Below are 15,693 nucleotides of genomic sequence, written 5' to 3'. Positions count from 1 at the left end.
AATCATGATGAAAGATAAATCACCCGTCAACATCGTGGTGCCGGTCTACAACGTCGCTGACCTGCTGCCCCGATGCATCGACTCGCTGCTCGCGCAGACGTACCGGGACGTACGAATCGTCTTGGTCGACGACGGGTCCACAGACGACTGCCCCGCAATATGCGACCGATACGCAGAACAAGACCCGCGCGTCATCAGTCTCCACAGGACGAATGGCGGGCTCTCAGCTGCCCGTAACACGGGAATCGACCACGTGTTCTCAATCGAAGAACCCTCGCGCGGACGATACATAGCGTTCGTGGACTCCGACGACTGGGTCGAGCCCGGATACGTCGAGTCCATGCTTGAGGCGCTGGAGGCGTCCGGCGCGGACGCAGCGCAGTGCGGCCATTTCGTCTCCTACGCGCCGGACAACGAGGACGACAAGGACCCCGCCCACACGCGCACGACGTTCGACCGTGCGCAAGCAGTTGAGAGCCTGTGTCGCAACGGCCTGTGGGACGTGACCGCATGGAACAAGCTGTACCGGCTCGACCTGTTCAAGCAGATACGGTATCCGGAGGGGCTCTTGTATGAGGACACGGCCACTACATACCTGATCACGCAGGAATGCGACAGGGTCGCGGCGGACATGACACCCCAATACCACTACGCGCAGCGCTACACGTCCATCGCGAACGGCACCACCTGGAAGGACAGCAAGCTGGACCTCGTGCTCGCCGGCGACCGGATGGCCGCATGGGTGTGCGAGCACTATCCCGACCTTAAAACGGCTGCAGCTGAGAAGCGGGCGTACGTGCGCCTCTCCACGCTTTCCCAGATGGTCAACACTGGTCATCATGACAAGGACCTCGCCCGAAGACTGCGCCGGGAGGTCCTCTCGGTTGCGCCAACCGTGCTGTGCGATTGCAGGGCGTCAAAGCGCGACAAGCTCGGCATCCTCGCACTGCTTCCCGGCTTCTGGTGCTATCGCGCCATCTGGAGCCGCTACTACGAGGCCAAACGAAACAGGACTGTGGCCGGTCCGGCTGGGACACCCGACACGACAGGAAAGGAACAATCATGACAACAGCGGCGGTAATCACGCTCCATCAAGTCGACAACTACGGCACACAGCTTCAGGCATACGCCACGCAGGAGAAGCTGAAGCAGTATTTCGACAACGTCGTTCTCATAGACTATCGACGTCCCGATACGTATGGTAAGGGCCTGGTCGACTCCTTTGCCAAAGGCAATCCGGTGAAGGCCCTGGCGTTCCTGCCAACCTACTTGTTATGGAAGAAAGTGTTCGACGGCTTCCGCAGCGAATATCTGAACCTCACGGAAAAGACGTATCTCAGCGAATCGGATTTCAAAAACTTCAACGATTTCGCTGACGTGTACGTTTCCGGCAGTGACCAAGTGTGGAATTCCGGATGGAACAGGGGAGTTATTCCATGCTTCTATCTGGACTTTGCCCCTGACGGAAAACCCAAGTACGCGTATGCGTCCAGCTTCGGTCGAAGCCATCTCGACGAGAACGAAGTCAACCAGTCGAAGAAGTACATTGATCGTTTCGACATGATTTCCGTACGAGAGCAGAGCGGCGTTGATATTCTGAACGATCAGTACGGATACCACAACGCTATGCAAATCGTCGACCCCACGCTGGCGATGCCGGCATCGTTCTGGCGTTCCATCGCCACGAGACCGCGGGTTAAAGGCGACTACATCCTTATCTACAACCTGAACCGCAGCAAAGAGTTCGACGGATATGCGGATGAACTGTCTCGCAGAACAGGCCTGCCTATCTACCGATTCTGCACCCGCGTGGATCAAGTATTCCGGAACGGCAAAAGCCTCGTAGTGCCTGAAATCCTTGATTTCGTTTCCCTTGTGGACAACGCGAAATACGTGCTGACTGATTCATTCCACGCGACCGCATTCTCCATGAACATGGGAACCGAGCCAATCTGCATCTACCCGGGCCAGTATTCCGGAAGGCTTTCCGAGTTCCTGAGGCTCGTGGACTCCGAGCAGCGCCATGTAGACGGATATGACGACTTCGACGTGATTAATCGGCATGTGGACTTCGCCAAGGTCGAACGAATACTCGACGCAGAGCGCACGAGGGTCGACGAATACCTCGCCAACATGCAGCAAGCAGTACTTGCAAACAAACAATGATTATTCATCACTCACGCTTAATTGGAGGATTCAAATGAGTGAGAAGCTCAGAGCAGTGTTTCACGCGTGCGTCCCGCATCCTATAGCATCAGCAATACGAAATCTACGGCAAACGCTTCATCTTTACAAAGACTCCGTTCTTCAGGCACATCGATATAACCGAAACTACTCCCGTGTTGCCTCTACCGAGCTCACACAGTTGGAAACACGAATCATGTTCCTGAGCCATCAGATAGAAAAAGGACTCAGCCATAGCGATTTTCGATATGGCTTTGGACGCAAAGTGTTTCTCGAACTTCCAGCCATGCTCAAAAGCTTAGAGCTAGCCGACAGCAACTATGAGGAAAACACCGTATTTCAAGAGTCGATGTCAGCACTACACGAGTACATGGAACGCCATATTCGCGCGGGCAAAGATATCTCATGGCAAAAAAGTCTTTTCACCAACGAGCAATGGAATCATATTAAGTCCGCAAATCCATCACGCGGGGGGAGCATCGTCATCCGACGGTCAACAAAAGCTAACAACTCGCTCCTACCTTACGCTCAACTTAATGAACACCGTCATTCGGTACGAGAGTTTTCCGATGAGCCAGTAGATGTTAATCTCATCGAGCAAGCCATTGACATGGCTATGAGGACACCGTCCGTCTGCAACAGACAACCAACTCGAGTTCATCTAATCCTAAACCCTAAAATCATCACTAAGGCTTTGGCTATCCAAGGAGGAGTGAGAGGATATGCGGCACCCCCTGCCCTTATTCTCATTACTTCCGACCTGCGATCGTTCATCACATCCTATGAACGGAATGAGGGGTTCACTGACGGCGGACTTTTTGGTATGTCACTTCTTTTGTCGCTTGAATCCTTAGGACTCGCTTCCTGCCCTCTGAATACCATGTTCACGGCAAAAGCAGATAAGGATACCCGCAAACTTCTGGATCTCCCTGATAACGAAGTGCCAGTCATGTATATTGAGGTCGGTAACTTCCTTGAGGAAACTCGCACATGTGCATCGGTTCGTTATACAGGAAATCAAATCACGACAGTCATCAAATAGGAACTGCTGATTTCTTATGCATGAATCTAAAACATTAGATAGGTGAGTTAACCGAAAGACAATGAAGGCTACGAATAACAAATCATATTCGCGTATTTTTAAGAATGCGTTGTTCCTATACGCTCTCACGTTTTCAAACTATCTGATCGGACTGTTGCTCCTGCCGTACCTGTCACGCGTGCTCAGCGTGGAGAAGTTCGGCGTGATCGGATTCGCGACGTCGTTCTGCCTGGTGTTCCAGATGGTGGTGGAGTACGGTTTCCAGCTGTCGACCACCGCGACCATCTCCGTGCATCGCGACGACAAGGCAAAAATGTCCCGAACCATCTCGACGATGACGTACACCAAGCTGTTGCTGGCGTGCGGCGCGTCGGTCGTGTTCCTGGCATGCGCGATGTTCGTGAACATGCTCCGCGGCCATTTCGTAATCATCCTGCTGTTCTTCGTGGACTCGATCGCCAAAGCACTGCTTCCGGACGCCTACTTCAGGGGCATCGAACGTATGAAAGACATTACCATCCGCGCGGTGTCCGCGAAATCCGGAATCTTGGTGGCGACGCTGTTGTTCGTGAAGGGTGACGACACCCTGATCATATATCCCGTCTCGATGATCGTATTCGATACCATCGCGCTCCTGTGGGCGTTCTCCCTGCTCAAACGCGACGGTTTGAAGGCGACCAGCACCACCATGAGGGAAATGTTGGAAGCGTTGAAAGACAGCTTCTGGTTCTTCATATCCCGCATATCCGTGAGCATCAACGGATCATTGGGATCCATCTTCCTCGGCATGCGCTACAGCCCAGAATCCGTGGAGATGGGCCTGTACTCCGGCGCGACCAAATTGTCGTCCGCCGGAGAGCAGATGATTCCGCCGCTCGGTGACGCGCTCTACCCGTCGATGGTTAACAAGAAGGACTACAGGCTGTTCTACCGCATAGTGTTGCGGGGCGGCATTCTCTGGTTCCTCGCGTGCGCGCTGGTGGAAGTGCTGGCAACGCCGTTGTGCGTGCTGATTCTCGGCGGACAGTACGCCAGCGCGGGCGGGTTCCTGCGGATACTGATGGTTGGCGTGTTCTTCGGATATTTCAGTTTCATGTTTGGCTATCCAGCACTCTCGCCGATCGGGAAGGCGACCTGGGCGAACGCGGCGATCATGGTCAGCGCGATTGTGAATCTTACGGCCTGCGCGGTTCTGTGGCTGACCGGGAACATCACACCGCTGACGGTGTGCGTGGTGTTCTCCAGCACCAACATCACGACCTTCATCGTGCGCTTCGGCGCATTCATGAAATTCAGGAACTTAGCGGAACAGGATGCAGAATGAGTGGTTCCAAGCGTATCGAGTGGATCGACGTGGCCAAGGGTGTCGGCATCGTACTGGTCAGTTTCGGCCACCTCAGGAACGGTGACGGCGAAAGCGTGTGGCTGCCCGCATTGGACGCGCCCATCGACGCGATATACCTGTTCCATATGCCCTTGTTCTTCCTACTGGGGGGGGGCTCACGTTCAGTAGGAGGGGCGGGTTCAAGGCGTTCCTGGCGCGCAAGGCCAAGACGTTGCTGGTGCCGTATTACGTGTTCTCCCTGTACTTCCTCGCGAAACCGTTCGCGATACTGCTCATACCATCTATGCGTGCGGCCTTCCAGACGAGCCACGACTACGGTATTGGGCACCAGTTCCTCGACGTGCTTGTCATGGGCAACGGACTGTGGTTCCTCATGGCGTTCTTCGTGGGAGAATGCCTGATGTACGGGCTGACCAGCCTGACTGATGACGGGCGCGTGCTTGCCGCTATTGGAATGGCGGCCGTCATCCTGTCGACATTCGTCTCGTCCCAGATCGGATGGCCTGCACTACCCTTCCAGATTGTGGCCGGAGTCAAGGCAGCTGGCTACATGTGCGTCGGATACGTGCTGAAGGAATGGCTCAAAGCCATTCCGCGCGGGAGAGCGGGCGTATTGTCAGCTTGCGCGGCCATAGTGTTCCTGACGTTGGCGGTACCGGCCGTGGCCGGAATCGTACCGGATGGTCCGGCGTTGCTGACCGCATCGGTCGCGGCGGCATTCCTTGGCACGTTCGCTGTCATCTGGCTGTGCATCGCGGTGGGGTCATGCCGGATGCTGGCCTATATCGGCCGCTACAGCCTCGTCTATTACGCGCTGAACGCATTGACACTCAACATCGTGAAGATCGGGCTTTTCCGCGTCATCGGCATTGACGTGGCGTCCGCACCGTGGTTTTCACAGCTTCTCGCGGGCCTCGCGGCCACCGCCCCTGCGCTCGTGCTGCTGACCCTCGCGAACCTTTTCATACAACGCTGGATGTGGTGGGCCATAGGCAAAAAACGCCCATAAACCCGGGTAGGGGATGCGGACGTTTTCTTGGAGTTAATCACGCAGCCATTCCCTGGCTCTGACGGTATTGTACCGGGCTTATCCAACCAAGCGATTGCTTGATGCGCTCGTGGTTGCACCAGTGGGTGTACCCGTCGACAAGAGCGGGTGCCTCGTCGCGGGTATGCTCCTCTTAATGTTCGGGATAGACGGATTCCATCTTCATACGCCCGAAGAAGCCCTCCGCGGCCGCGTTGTCCGAAAAGCTGTATGTGATCAAATAAAGGTGTTCAGCGGGGGTGGTGCCGTTCTGCTGGACTCGTCGTTGATTCCATCACCACCAATCATGCCGTAAGACCGAGCCTTCGGCGTTGGCCCATGATGCTCATGCCAAACTCCATCTTGATGCGCTTGTCCCGGTACCAGACCATGTGGTCGTCGAGCATGCCGATAAACTCGTCCATCGCGTCCTCGGCCGACCGCTTCGACTCCACCGCGACCGTCGCGTCCGACTGGTTGCGTCAGCGCCCCAATGTTTCCGGAGTGATCCCCAGATCTTTCGCCATCGCGGCGATCGCGTTCGTCTCCGACGAAATACGACGCTCCATACTCCGCCAACAGCCTTCGCCTTGAACTCCGGCGTGTATTTCGTGCCTTTTGCCATGGTTCCATCATCTCCCATCGAGTTAGCGGAAATGCGGAACAAAAATCAGGTCATATCAATGGCAATCGTGGTCTAATTGCGATTAGACCACGAATTAAAAAAGCCGCAACTGTGCCACCAAGAATGCTACAACGCGCTTTATCTAAAGAGGATCCACCACAGCATTAGCTGCTAAATAAGCTATATCTGTTGGATCGAGATGGAATTTAACCGTTTCCCTTTTTCTATGTTCTGGACGAGAATACTCAATGCTAACGCTCTGCGAACCGCAATGAGTTGATGAGAGCATCTCTTCATACTCACCGCGACCCGTAAACAGCAGAGTGACTTCTGCTTTGGGACTTAAGTATGTTACCTTGCGCTCACGTAATTCTTGTTGAGGATCCCCAGCTGGATGAGAAGCCATTGGCCAAGGAATACCTGGATGGATGTTAACTATGACATCCTGCGCAGGCATGGTCCCCTCATTGACTAAAACATAAGATATCGATTCAGAACGAAACTCACTCTTACTGTAGTGATATTCCTTCTTTATTCGGACCAGTAAAATTGGCCTATGAGCGTTACGGTATTCCTCCCAAGCGATGAATGCGCCCAAAATGGCTACGAAGCATGCAAAAGCTTCGATTGTCGACTGGAAAAGCGCGACGGCATCTCCCGCTTGCATTCCATGGCAGGAGCCATATGCCATACAGATTTCGAAGATTACAATAAACGACAACAAGAAACCAAAAAGGAGCCCACAGATTTGCATGAATCGTTTCATTGTCCATTCCTGATTAGAAGTACGTCAATTCTAATAAATTATAGGCCTTTCGCTGTTTGGTGTGGGTGAAGCGGGTTAGGCGGTGACGGTGTTGAGGCCGAGTTTGCCGCAGGTCAGGTAGATCATGGTGCCGGAGCAGTCCATGTTCCTGAAGCCGCGGGAGCGGGTTTTGACGTGCCGTATGATGCCGTTGAGTCCCTCGAGGATCGCGTTGGCGCGCCGATGGCCGAAGTAGGCGAGGATGTCCTGCCAGTGCCGGCGGAACTGTCCGGCGAGGGCCTTCATCGGTTCCGGCCGCGAATGCATCATCCACGAGCGCAATGCCTTGAACCCGGCCTCCGCCTCCGTGCGGTTGGCTCTGTCGGCGTGGATGTCCTGCAGGCGTTCGCGCATCCCGCACGCCCTGGTGGTCTTCGACCGCCGCTTCGCCGGATCGCGCCTGACCTCCGGCTGCGGGTCCGTGAGGTTGGACTCGTTCCCGGGTCGCAGGTACTTCGTGCGTTTGAGCGGCGGGTTCTCCCTGGCCTCGGCCTTGCGGGCCTTGTCGACGGCCTCGTTGGCGTGTTTGACGACATGGAACCTGTCGATGGTTTTGGCCGCGTTGGGCAAACGGCCGCGGATGCCCCTGGCGAATCCCGGGCCCATGTCGCACGTCACCGGGCGCACACGGTCCGGGTCGCCGTCGAGCGCCATGAAATCGTCCGCGAACCGTTTCGCCGTGGTCGGGTCCCTGCCCGGCGTCACGTTGGTCACGTTGCGCTCCGTCAGGTCGGCGACGACGGTGATGCGGCCGTGCCCCTTGCGGCTGGTCTCGTCGATGCCGATCGTCTCCACGCCCGTGCAGTCCTCGTACAGGCGCGCCTCCTGCACGTAATGCCTTATGAACCGCCACGGTCTCGTGTCGTGCTCGCCGACCTGTTCGGCGATGTCCGCGACCGGCTGGCTTTTCGCCAGTTCCACGACCATCGCCTCGAACAGGAGCGCGGACGCCGCCGCCCGGACGCGCTTACGGCACCGTCACGGTCCTCACGCCGTACTCCGGACGCGCCGCCCGTGGCGCGGAGGCGTGGATGAACGCCTTGTACTGGAAGAAATTCAGGTGACGCCACGTGCGTTCCATCGTGTCATGTACCGGGCAAGACGCCTCCCCGCATCCCGCCTCGGGACAGTGGAAACGGGAGCCGGGCCCGTATCCGATCGTGATGCGCGGCTCCCGTCCACCCGCGTCGGTATCGCGGAACTCCACATCGGTGACGTGCCAGGGTTCGACGAGTTGCAGGGCGGCGGCGGACAGCATCGTGGTATCCATGCCGCCAAAACTACCCGGCCGTCGTCACCGCCTAACCCGCTTCACCCACACTAAACAGCGAAAGGCCAAAAAACAATTGAGGACTCTATTCTGACGTGAGGCGTTCTTTGTAATAGGGTTCCGGTAGCATGCGCATATGAATGCTGCTGGAATCCCGACTCCGAGTAATGCTGGTGTGAGGCCGGTCTTTCCCTCTATTTGTTCCCAAAAGAAGCCAATCGAGTTCTTTTGGTTCCAAACAGACGTTGCCGCGGATTTGGAAGAAGCATTTGAAGAGTATGTCGCTCCACAGTTTGAATCGGATTATGCGGCGGCCATGGCGGAAGAAGAGTTTCTCGATACTATAGACCGTGCTAAAAAAGGTGTTTTGAAACCTGTCTATGAAGTTAAGGAAATCAATGCCAAAACGACGTCTCCGGAAAGAATCTTTGAAATAAGAAATGGCTGGCCTAATACTAAACGGGGAAGTGGCACTTGGTCTTTTTCTGATGGCGAAGAGGGAAATGCAAACCGATACGATGCTGTGGCAAACGCAAACAGCGGATGCGATTTATGCGAAACAACGTTTGCAGGAATGTCGTGCGAATAACTGGGAAGGAATTAAAAGCTGCTAACTCGCGTGGCGTTTGCGTATGGTGTGATGTTGCATTACTCTAGAGGTCAAATATAAGTTTTTACTTATATTGACAATATGCGCATGACGCACATTAAGTAATACTGCAGGGCAAGTGATGATAATGGATACTAAGTCGGACGAGTTTAAGCTGCTTCGCAAGCGAGCGCGTAAATCCATTCAATCTGATAGTCAAATTATCGAGGACCTTAAGCAAAGACGGAAGGAACTTGGACTTTCGCAAGAGGAAGTCGCATATCGGATGGGCGTATCTCAGCCGGATATCTCCATGATTGAAAAAGGGAATGCCGATCCGAGACAGTCAACGCTTCGCAGATATGCTAATGCAGTGAGTTGCATGATTGATCATGAGCTTATTCCGTTCGAGGATGAGTCCGACTTGCCTGTTTCTGAAACTGTCGTGGTGGGTTATGAGGGAGTGCCATGCGCGGTTGAAAACAGGCATATTTCCGGATCGCTTGAGGGGGTAACCTACCTTAGTCGATTGGAATGTAAGTCTTATTCTGAATCTCGTTGTGACGGTTTACCTGTGTGGCAAGGAGCATAGAGTCATGGCAAAACGAATTATACAAATGGGCCTGATATCCTCTCACAGTACTTATGATTCCGATGTTTTGGAACTCTCGAATGCTGAGTTTGATGTTTCGGTCCGTCAAGGTGTTACAGAAATGAAGGGCCAGCGTTGGCCTCTTGAGCTTGAACTGAATCTTGTCATTCGTGAGAAGATGGACGTTTCCAAAAAAGAGAGCATGGAGACTGCTTTTGAAGTGACAATGCGGTACCGTCTTGAACTTGATGATAACGAGATAACGACGGATGCATTGAAAAAGGATGTCTACGCGGCCACTTGGCCGTATTGCCGAAAAGACATTAATGCAATGTTCTTTTTGTACCAGCTGCCTTCGCCACTTTTGCCGTTCTCCATTGGATAAGGTTCCGTCAGACGGTTTAACGACGAAATGGTGGATTACATTATTGCATTTTCTACTGGTCCTTTTTGTTGAGGGAAGGACGTTGATGGAGCATCGAAAAGCTTGCTGACGGGTTTGAAGATGATGGTGCTTGGCTGGATCCCCGATTTCCAATAGAGGGTACCAAAATGTATAAAAAATGTCGGTCGGAAGGGGCCGGTGACGTTTTGTTGGATTCATCGTTGATTCCATCACCACCAATCATGCCACAAGACCGAGCTCGCGTCGACGGTCCATGATGCCCGTGTCCGGACTCCGTCTTGATCCTCTTGTCCCGGTACCGGACCATGTAGTCGTCGAGCATGTTGATGAACCCGTCCATCGAGACGCCCGCGAAGCTGCGCTTGTGGAAGAACTCCTGCCTGGGCCGGCCGAAGAAGCCCTCCGCGGCGGCGTTGTCCGGAGAACAGCCTTTCGCGCCCGTCGAACGCGTCAGGTTGTTGTCCTTGCGGATGCGGATCCACTCGGGCCACCGGTAGTGGCAGCCACGGTCGGGATGGATGATTGGTTTCTCGCCGTCCTTGAGCGTGGAGCACGCGTCGGCGAGCATGCCGTTGGCCAACGCCGAGTCCGGGCTGGTGCCGATCGTCCGGGCGGCCGGCATGCCGTCGTAGCAGTCGATCACGGGCGACAGGTACGCCTTGCCCGCGGGGATGGAAAACTCCGTGAGGTCCGTGACCCACAGCATGTTCGGCCGCTCGGTGCCTGGGGCTTTTTCTGCGAGCCTCCACCGCCTCCCGCATCACCGCGTTCTCCAGTTCCAGCTTCTCGACCCTGCGGCGCGACGCCTCCACGTCACAGCCGACGTCCTTGGCATTCCGGCTTCGTCGCGGCGCAGGCTTGTTGGTCTGGCTGGCGTTCCTGTTTTTGGGCTGCAGCGCGGCCATGCCGCCCTCGCGATACGCCTTGACCAAGTTGTGGACCGCTCCGACGCTCACGCCGAGCCATTCGGCGGCCCGCTTCCGCGCATGCCGCCCGGCACCGGTTCGATCGTCTTGGTCCTTGTCTTCAGTGGGATGATGGGTTTGTCCATATGGACGGCATGCCTGGGATCCTTCGCCAGACGGTGTTCCAGGCACTGACTGGTCGGATAACCCAGATGCCTCACCACCTGGGCCGTGGTCATCGGCGTGGTGAAATACAAGTCCACCGCGCGCCGTCGTTCCTCGGGACTGAACATACGATAATCCTTTCGTTCAGTCTCCAAGAAAACGTCCGCAGCCCCATATCAGTACTTTGCGGGTGCCGAGTGTCTTTCCGAATTGCTTGTATGCCAATTGGAGTAACGCCCTACTTCGTTTTCGACAAAACTGTGCGGACATTCAAGGTTTCGACATCAATTTAGGGATGGGGGACATTTATGGTCGACGCGCTATTCGCGCAGTCGAATTCCTGATTACCAAATTGAGCGGCAACTGTACATGACGGCATTCTCCCGAAGATGCTATCAGATTGAAAGCGCTGAGGGCGATCTCATCTATGGGCTGCTGCAAGGTGGTCAGACTAGGCTTGAGCCATTGGCTGACATGTATTCCATCGCACCCCACGACTGAAAGATCGTCGGGGATTTTCAGACCATATTGTTCTGCCGCAGCCATCAGACCAGCTGCAGCAATATCTGATCCGCAAAATATCGCCGATGGACGCGGTTCGCTTTCTATGAGGTAGGGGAATATACTGCTGCCAAATTCCTCGCTATACGGACCCGAAAATACAATATTCTCATTAGTTGGAATGTCCATTGCCGCTAAAGCCGCGCTATAGCCTCGAAAGCGTTCCTTTGACGTACTTAGTGATTGCGGGCCCGATAGGTAAGCGATGTGTCGATGGCCGAGCGTTAGCAAGTAGTGCACCGCCTGATAAGCACCTGAATAATTATCTACAGTGACGCTGTCCATCATATCCAAGGAAGAACCATTAAGGTGCTCATCCAAAAGAACAATATGGATTCCAGACGCTTGGGACTGCGAAAGAGCTGGATTAGTGCTATTCAGCCCCGCATAGAGCAGGTTACCGTAATACTGGCTTTCAGTGATGTGGCGTACTAGACCCTCTTCTATCTTGGGGTTCCCTTGCGAAACTTTAATATCGACTTGGTATCCAGCGGAGATGCCTGTCTGACTGATGCTCTGCGCAAGCTCGCTGTAAAACGGGTTTTGCAGGGAAGGGATAATCAATGCGACGGCATCGTCCTGCCGCGATGTATTGCTTCTGGTGGAGTAGTCACTTTTCGAAGCGGCATGGTTGATTTTCTCCGCGACGGCCGGAGTCACGTTTAGCGTTCCGCGTAAATAACGGGAAACAGTAGAAACGGACACTCCGGCTTCCTTGGCTATCTGGGTGATGGACACCTAGTACTCCTATGCTGCGCTGGTCTATGTTATTGGCTCATCCATTTTGCGCAAAAGTCTCGACAAGTATATCTTTTTGCGCAAAAAAATGTGTTACTTGACGTTAACATGGCATCAATTGGTAAAGAGTTACATTATTTATACAACGCAAAATTTGCGCAACAATTGTAAAAGTGTTATTGTGTAGTCAGTGGTTGTACCGAAGATGCCACTGCCAAACAAAGGAGTTATATATGGCTAACGTATTATTGGCTGGCGAGTCGTGGATTTCCACGACAGTGGAGTATAAGGGTTTCGATTCCTTCTCAAATACAAAGCTTGAGATCGGATGCGAGAAGTTCCTCGAGTCCCTTACCGATATGGGGCACCATGTGACACATCTGCTTGCGCATGATGTTCCGGAACGCTTTCCGTGGTCCAGAGACGAGCTCAATGAATATGACGTCGTGATTCTTTCAGACATTGGAGCCAACTCACTTTTGCTTCCCGCATTAGTGTTCTATGACGGTCGTTGTGCCGCCAATAGATTGGACATCCTTGCCGAATGGGTAAAAGAAGGACATGGGCTCATGATGGCTGGGGGATATCTCTCTTTTGGTGGTTTCGAAGGGAAAGCCCATTATCATGGGACGGCCGTTGAGAGGGCCCTTCCCGTTGATATCAAACCCTATGACGATCGGGTGGAAATGCCGCAGGGGGTCTGTGCGGAAATCCTGCAAAATCATCCCGCCATTGGAGACCTAGAGAATTACATGACAGATAGACGGACCCCACCGATACTCGGCTATCAGCAAATGGCTCCCAAATCTAATGCGTCTGTACTAATGCAAGTTAACAGCGACCCACTGCTAGTGATCGGCCAATACGGCATGGGACGCAGCGCGGCATACGCATCAGATATCTCACCCCATTGGGCATCCGAGGAATTCATGAACTGGAATGGCTACAGTCAACTGTTCGGTAATCTCACACGCTGGCTAGCCGGCGAAAACAACTGATACAAGACCCGCTTTCGGTCGTTCCTCCAATCGCAGATGCTCTGCCGAAATTCACTTGACGTAGGCAGAGGCACGACTGTCCTAGATCTATTGATAAAGGAAAAGAAATATAATGAAGATCGCAAAGAAATATGTAATTCCGCTGCTATTCATCGCTACCGTTCTTGCTGGTATGCTCTCGCCGATGCAATCGGCGGTGAACGGTCAGGTTGGTAAGGAATTGGGAGACGGTAATGCATCCGCAGTGGTGTCGTTCGGATCCGGCCTGGTCGTCATGGCAGTCATCATCCTATCCAGAAAGAGCACAAGGCAGCAGTTCGTTTCAATCCCGTCGCGGATACGAGCCGGCAGGATTCCGTGGTGGAGCTGGTTGGCTGGTTTATGCGGTGCCATGGTGGTATTCTCCGAAGGTGCGTCGGCATCGGTACTTGGTGTTGCCACTTTCCAGACCACACTGATTTCCGGTATGGTCATTTCCGGACTTCTGTGCGATAGATTCGGCATTGGCGTGGAGATAAAACAACCTTTTAACGTCCCTCGAGTGCTGGGTGCTATTCTTGCTGTCGCAGCGACGGTACTTGTGGTACTGCCTAACTGGCAGGCTCCTTCGGTAATCGGTCTTGCCATCCTACCGTTCCTAGCTGGACTGCTGGCAGGCTGGCAGCCAGCCGGTAATTCTGCGGTAGCCCGAGAGACAGGGTCGATGCTCGTCTCGATTACATGGAACTTCATCGTCGGTTTCACGGTTCTCGCCCTAGCGCTGCTTATACGTGTGCTTATCGGCGCCACTTCTTTCCATCTTCCACATACTTGGTGGATGTATCTCGGTGGCCCGCTTGGTTTGTTGTCCATCGCCCTGATGGGCCTGCTGGTGCGTGGACTTGGCCTATTGCTTCTAGGACTGGCCTCAACAGCAGGTCAGCTAATTGGTTCTGTGCTTATCGATTGGCTGGTTCCGGCTCTTGGCGCGCAAGTCTATCTGGTAACGGTGCTTGGCGCATTCGTCGCATTGGTGGGTGCGGTCATTGCTGCGATCCCATCGGCTAAAAACGAATCCGACGCGGCGGCGTCACAGTCCATTGCGTAGGAACGCCCAATGGTCCGCGACACTGGAATGTAGTTCCATCGCGGCTGCAGGATGTATTTCGCTTCAATCGAAAGGTTTATCATGTGCACGGGAATAGAGATAATAAGCAACCAAGGGAACCCCTATTGGGGGCGCACCCAGGACTTCGAGCAGCATTTTGAATATGCCGGAATGAAAATCCCGGCAGGAACGAAGATCGAATCCACGTACACCCCCTTCACAACAGAAATCGCCACTATGGGAATCGCCTGGGCGACAGACGTCCATGCCCATCCAGTGATTCTTGACGGCATTAACGAACAAGGCATATGTGGGGGATCATTCTACTTCGACCATTGGTACCGCTACGCTTCCGATGAGGAGATACAAGCCCAGGGCAAGGTGCCATTGCGAGGAGAAGAGCTTGTTACTTGGATTCTTACGCATTATTGTTCACTGGACGAGATCAAGCAGCGGCTGAATAGCGAAGTTGGAATCGTGGATGCGCCAGGCCCGATGATGGGACGATCCGTTCCACAGCACAGCGTATTCCAAGACGAATCAGGACGCTCCATCGTAGTTGAACCGTCCTCCACCAACGGTTTCGCAATTTACGAGAACAAGGTCGGCGTCTTCGCCAATGCTCCTACCTTTGATTGGCATGTCACCAATCTTAAGATGCATCTGGAGCGTTCAACTCATCGTCACTATTCATACGACATTAATGAGCCAATCAAGTCTATCGAACTTGACGAATGGACGAGCGGACTGATGGGAATACCTTCTGACTATAAGCCGGAAACACGCTTTCTGCGGGCGGCATATGCCAAGCTCATGTCCCTTCCTGTCGATGATGATTCCGCCATCAACGAGGTGTTCCAGCTGCTGACTACCGTCAATAATCCAAAGGGAGTTCTGCGCCCTGTGGAAAACGGACAGGTGCTAGTCCCATGGACCCAATACACTGCAGCATACGACATCAGGAACCGTGTCCTTTATGCGCATACCTACGATAATCGCAACGTACGCATGCTGGAATTCGGAAATCCGCGTGAGTGGGACAAAGTACACTATTTCAGTTTTATCTCCCGACAAACCTACGAGCCATTTGCCGAAGAAAACTGATGGGTGACGAGCATCTTATGTAGAGTCTAGTCGGCTAGATATGCAATTCCTTGGGTTGTGTCTCCGGCTGTCACAGCAGTCGGAGACACAACTCTTTATGCAAATAATCTGGCCTTTCGCTGTTTGGCGTGGGTGAATTCTGTCAGGTATGGTGGTTCGTAGGTCGTGTTTGCCGCAGACCAGATAGATCATCGTGCTGAAATAGCCCATGTCCCTGAAGCCCCTTGTGCGGGTTTTCACATTCTAGATG

Annotated in this window: 15 protein-coding genes and 3 pseudogenes; 11 read left to right on the top strand and 7 right to left on the bottom strand. The window is 53.8% G+C overall.

The features are described 5' to 3' along the window. The first annotated feature begins 4 nt into the window (after nt 1-4). The 5 genes from AH68_RS08310 to AH68_RS08290 all read left to right on the top strand — a co-directional run bounded on the left by AH68_RS08310 (nt 5) and on the right by AH68_RS08290 (nt 5,580). Nucleotides 5-1,066, top strand: coding sequence for a glycosyltransferase family 2 protein (locus AH68_RS08310; RefSeq protein ID WP_081995916.1), 1,062 nt, complete (start codon nt 5-7; stop codon nt 1,064-1,066). Further along, complete coding sequence (locus tag AH68_RS08305) at nt 1,063-2,166, top strand: polysaccharide pyruvyl transferase family protein (RefSeq protein WP_039199192.1); 1,104 nt, start codon at nt 1,063-1,065, stop codon at nt 2,164-2,166. The genes AH68_RS08310 and AH68_RS08305 overlap by 4 nt, the downstream gene beginning before the upstream one ends. A 214-nt stretch (nt 2,167-2,380) precedes the next feature. After that, a complete protein-coding gene (locus AH68_RS08300; RefSeq protein WP_236682389.1) occupies nt 2,381-3,226 on the top strand; it encodes a nitroreductase family protein in 846 nt (281 codons plus the stop codon). A 61-nt stretch (nt 3,227-3,287) separates the two neighbouring features. Further along, entirely contained in the window at nt 3,288-4,550 is a 1,263-nt protein-coding gene (locus AH68_RS08295; protein WP_039199190.1) for an oligosaccharide flippase family protein, read from the top strand. Between the two features lie 238 nt (nt 4,551-4,788). Then, on the top strand, nt 4,789-5,580 hold the full coding sequence (locus tag AH68_RS08290) for a hypothetical protein (protein ID WP_144245723.1): 792 nt from the start codon (nt 4,789-4,791) through the stop codon (nt 5,578-5,580). 37 nt (nt 5,581-5,617) lie between these two features. On the opposite strand, the pseudogene AH68_RS11085 reads toward AH68_RS08290, so the two are convergent. The 4 genes and pseudogenes from AH68_RS11085 to AH68_RS10400 all read right to left on the bottom strand — a co-directional run. Further along, nucleotides 5,618-5,698 (bottom strand): annotated as a pseudogene (locus AH68_RS11085) (hypothetical protein); the annotation flags it as partial. Between the two features lie 205 nt (nt 5,699-5,903). Further along, nucleotides 5,904-6,023, bottom strand: coding sequence for a hypothetical protein (locus AH68_RS08285; protein WP_039199188.1), 120 nt, complete (start codon nt 6,021-6,023; stop codon nt 5,904-5,906). Nucleotides 6,024-6,365: 342 nt separating this feature from the next. Continuing rightward, the gene (locus AH68_RS08280) at nt 6,366-6,989 is read right to left on the bottom strand and encodes a hypothetical protein (protein ID WP_039199187.1); all 624 of its coding nucleotides are present in this window, start codon (nt 6,987-6,989) and stop codon (nt 6,366-6,368) included. Between the two features lie 75 nt (nt 6,990-7,064). Then, nucleotides 7,065-8,298 (bottom strand): annotated as a pseudogene (locus tag AH68_RS10400) (ISL3 family transposase). A gap of 136 nt (nt 8,299-8,434) precedes the next feature. Between AH68_RS10400 and AH68_RS08270 the strand changes: the two are divergent. From AH68_RS08270 to AH68_RS08260, 3 genes are all read left to right on the top strand, one after another. Further along, nucleotides 8,435-8,887: a hypothetical protein gene (locus AH68_RS08270; RefSeq protein WP_039199186.1), complete on the top strand. Its 453-nt coding sequence runs from the start codon at nt 8,435-8,437 to the stop codon at nt 8,885-8,887. Between the two features lie 148 nt (nt 8,888-9,035). Then, entirely contained in the window at nt 9,036-9,479 is a 444-nt protein-coding gene (locus AH68_RS10130) for a helix-turn-helix domain-containing protein (protein WP_158332991.1), read from the top strand. A 4-nt stretch (nt 9,480-9,483) separates the two neighbouring features. Beyond that, nucleotides 9,484-9,864: a hypothetical protein gene (locus AH68_RS08260; RefSeq protein ID WP_039199185.1), complete on the top strand. Its 381-nt coding sequence runs from the start codon at nt 9,484-9,486 to the stop codon at nt 9,862-9,864. A 399-nt stretch (nt 9,865-10,263) separates the two neighbouring features. Here the strand turns inward: AH68_RS08260 and AH68_RS11310 are convergent. The 3 genes and pseudogenes from AH68_RS11310 to AH68_RS08245 form a co-directional block, all read right to left on the bottom strand. After that, nucleotides 10,264-10,597 (bottom strand): annotated as a pseudogene (locus AH68_RS11310) (transposase); the annotation flags it as partial. Nucleotides 10,598-10,837: 240 nt separating this feature from the next. Beyond that, nucleotides 10,838-11,083, bottom strand: a complete 246-nt coding sequence (locus AH68_RS08250; RefSeq protein ID WP_236682387.1) for a hypothetical protein — start codon at nt 11,081-11,083, stop codon at nt 10,838-10,840. Nucleotides 11,084-11,261: 178 nt separating this feature from the next. After that, a complete protein-coding gene (locus AH68_RS08245; protein WP_039199184.1) occupies nt 11,262-12,254 on the bottom strand; it encodes a LacI family DNA-binding transcriptional regulator in 993 nt (330 codons plus the stop codon). A gap of 233 nt (nt 12,255-12,487) precedes the next feature. On the opposite strand from AH68_RS08245, the gene AH68_RS08240 reads away from it, so the two are divergent. The 3 genes from AH68_RS08240 (at nt 12,488) to AH68_RS08230 (ending at nt 15,443) form a co-directional block, all read left to right on the top strand. Continuing rightward, entirely contained in the window at nt 12,488-13,252 is a 765-nt protein-coding gene (locus AH68_RS08240; protein ID WP_039199183.1) for a glutamine amidotransferase, read from the top strand. Nucleotides 13,253-13,364: 112 nt separating this feature from the next. After that, nucleotides 13,365-14,339, top strand: coding sequence for a DMT family transporter (locus AH68_RS08235; protein WP_039199182.1), 975 nt, complete (start codon nt 13,365-13,367; stop codon nt 14,337-14,339). Nucleotides 14,340-14,420: 81 nt separating this feature from the next. Then, on the top strand, nt 14,421-15,443 hold the full coding sequence (locus tag AH68_RS08230; protein ID WP_039199998.1) for a linear amide C-N hydrolase: 1,023 nt from the start codon (nt 14,421-14,423) through the stop codon (nt 15,441-15,443). Nucleotides 15,444-15,693 lie beyond the last annotated feature (250 nt).

Origin of the sequence: Bifidobacterium catenulatum PV20-2, assembly GCF_000800455.1 — a bacterium.
Taxonomy (GTDB): Bacteria; Actinomycetota; Actinomycetes; order Actinomycetales; family Bifidobacteriaceae; genus Bifidobacterium; species Bifidobacterium kashiwanohense_A.
The sequence above is the reverse complement of the archived record's forward strand: the minus strand, read 5'-3'. Positions and strand labels throughout refer to the sequence as shown.

Coding starts and splice junctions, on each gene's coding strand:
- AH68_RS08310 (WP_081995916.1), top strand. CDS start 5: ATGATGAAAGATAAATCACCCGTCAACATCGTGGTGCCGGTCTACAAC.
- AH68_RS08305 (WP_039199192.1), top strand. CDS start 1,063: ATGACAACAGCGGCGGTAATCACGCTCCATCAAGTCGACAACTACGGC.
- AH68_RS08300 (WP_236682389.1), top strand. CDS start 2,381: ATGTTCCTGAGCCATCAGATAGAAAAAGGACTCAGCCATAGCGATTTT.
- AH68_RS08295 (WP_039199190.1), top strand. CDS start 3,288: ATGAAGGCTACGAATAACAAATCATATTCGCGTATTTTTAAGAATGCG.
- AH68_RS08285 (WP_039199188.1), bottom strand. CDS start 6,023: ATGGACGAGTTTATCGGCATGCTCGACGACCACATGGTCTGGTACCGG.
- AH68_RS08280 (WP_039199187.1), bottom strand. CDS start 6,989: ATGAAACGATTCATGCAAATCTGTGGGCTCCTTTTTGGTTTCTTGTTG.
- AH68_RS08270 (WP_039199186.1), top strand. CDS start 8,435: ATGAATGCTGCTGGAATCCCGACTCCGAGTAATGCTGGTGTGAGGCCG.
- AH68_RS10130 (WP_158332991.1), top strand. CDS start 9,036: ATGGATACTAAGTCGGACGAGTTTAAGCTGCTTCGCAAGCGAGCGCGT.
- AH68_RS08260 (WP_039199185.1), top strand. CDS start 9,484: ATGGCAAAACGAATTATACAAATGGGCCTGATATCCTCTCACAGTACT.
- AH68_RS08250 (WP_236682387.1), bottom strand. CDS start 11,083: ATGTTCAGTCCCGAGGAACGACGGCGCGCGGTGGACTTGTATTTCACC.
- AH68_RS08240 (WP_039199183.1), top strand. CDS start 12,488: ATGGCTAACGTATTATTGGCTGGCGAGTCGTGGATTTCCACGACAGTG.
- AH68_RS08235 (WP_039199182.1), top strand. CDS start 13,365: ATGAAGATCGCAAAGAAATATGTAATTCCGCTGCTATTCATCGCTACC.
- AH68_RS08230 (WP_039199998.1), top strand. CDS start 14,421: ATGTGCACGGGAATAGAGATAATAAGCAACCAAGGGAACCCCTATTGG.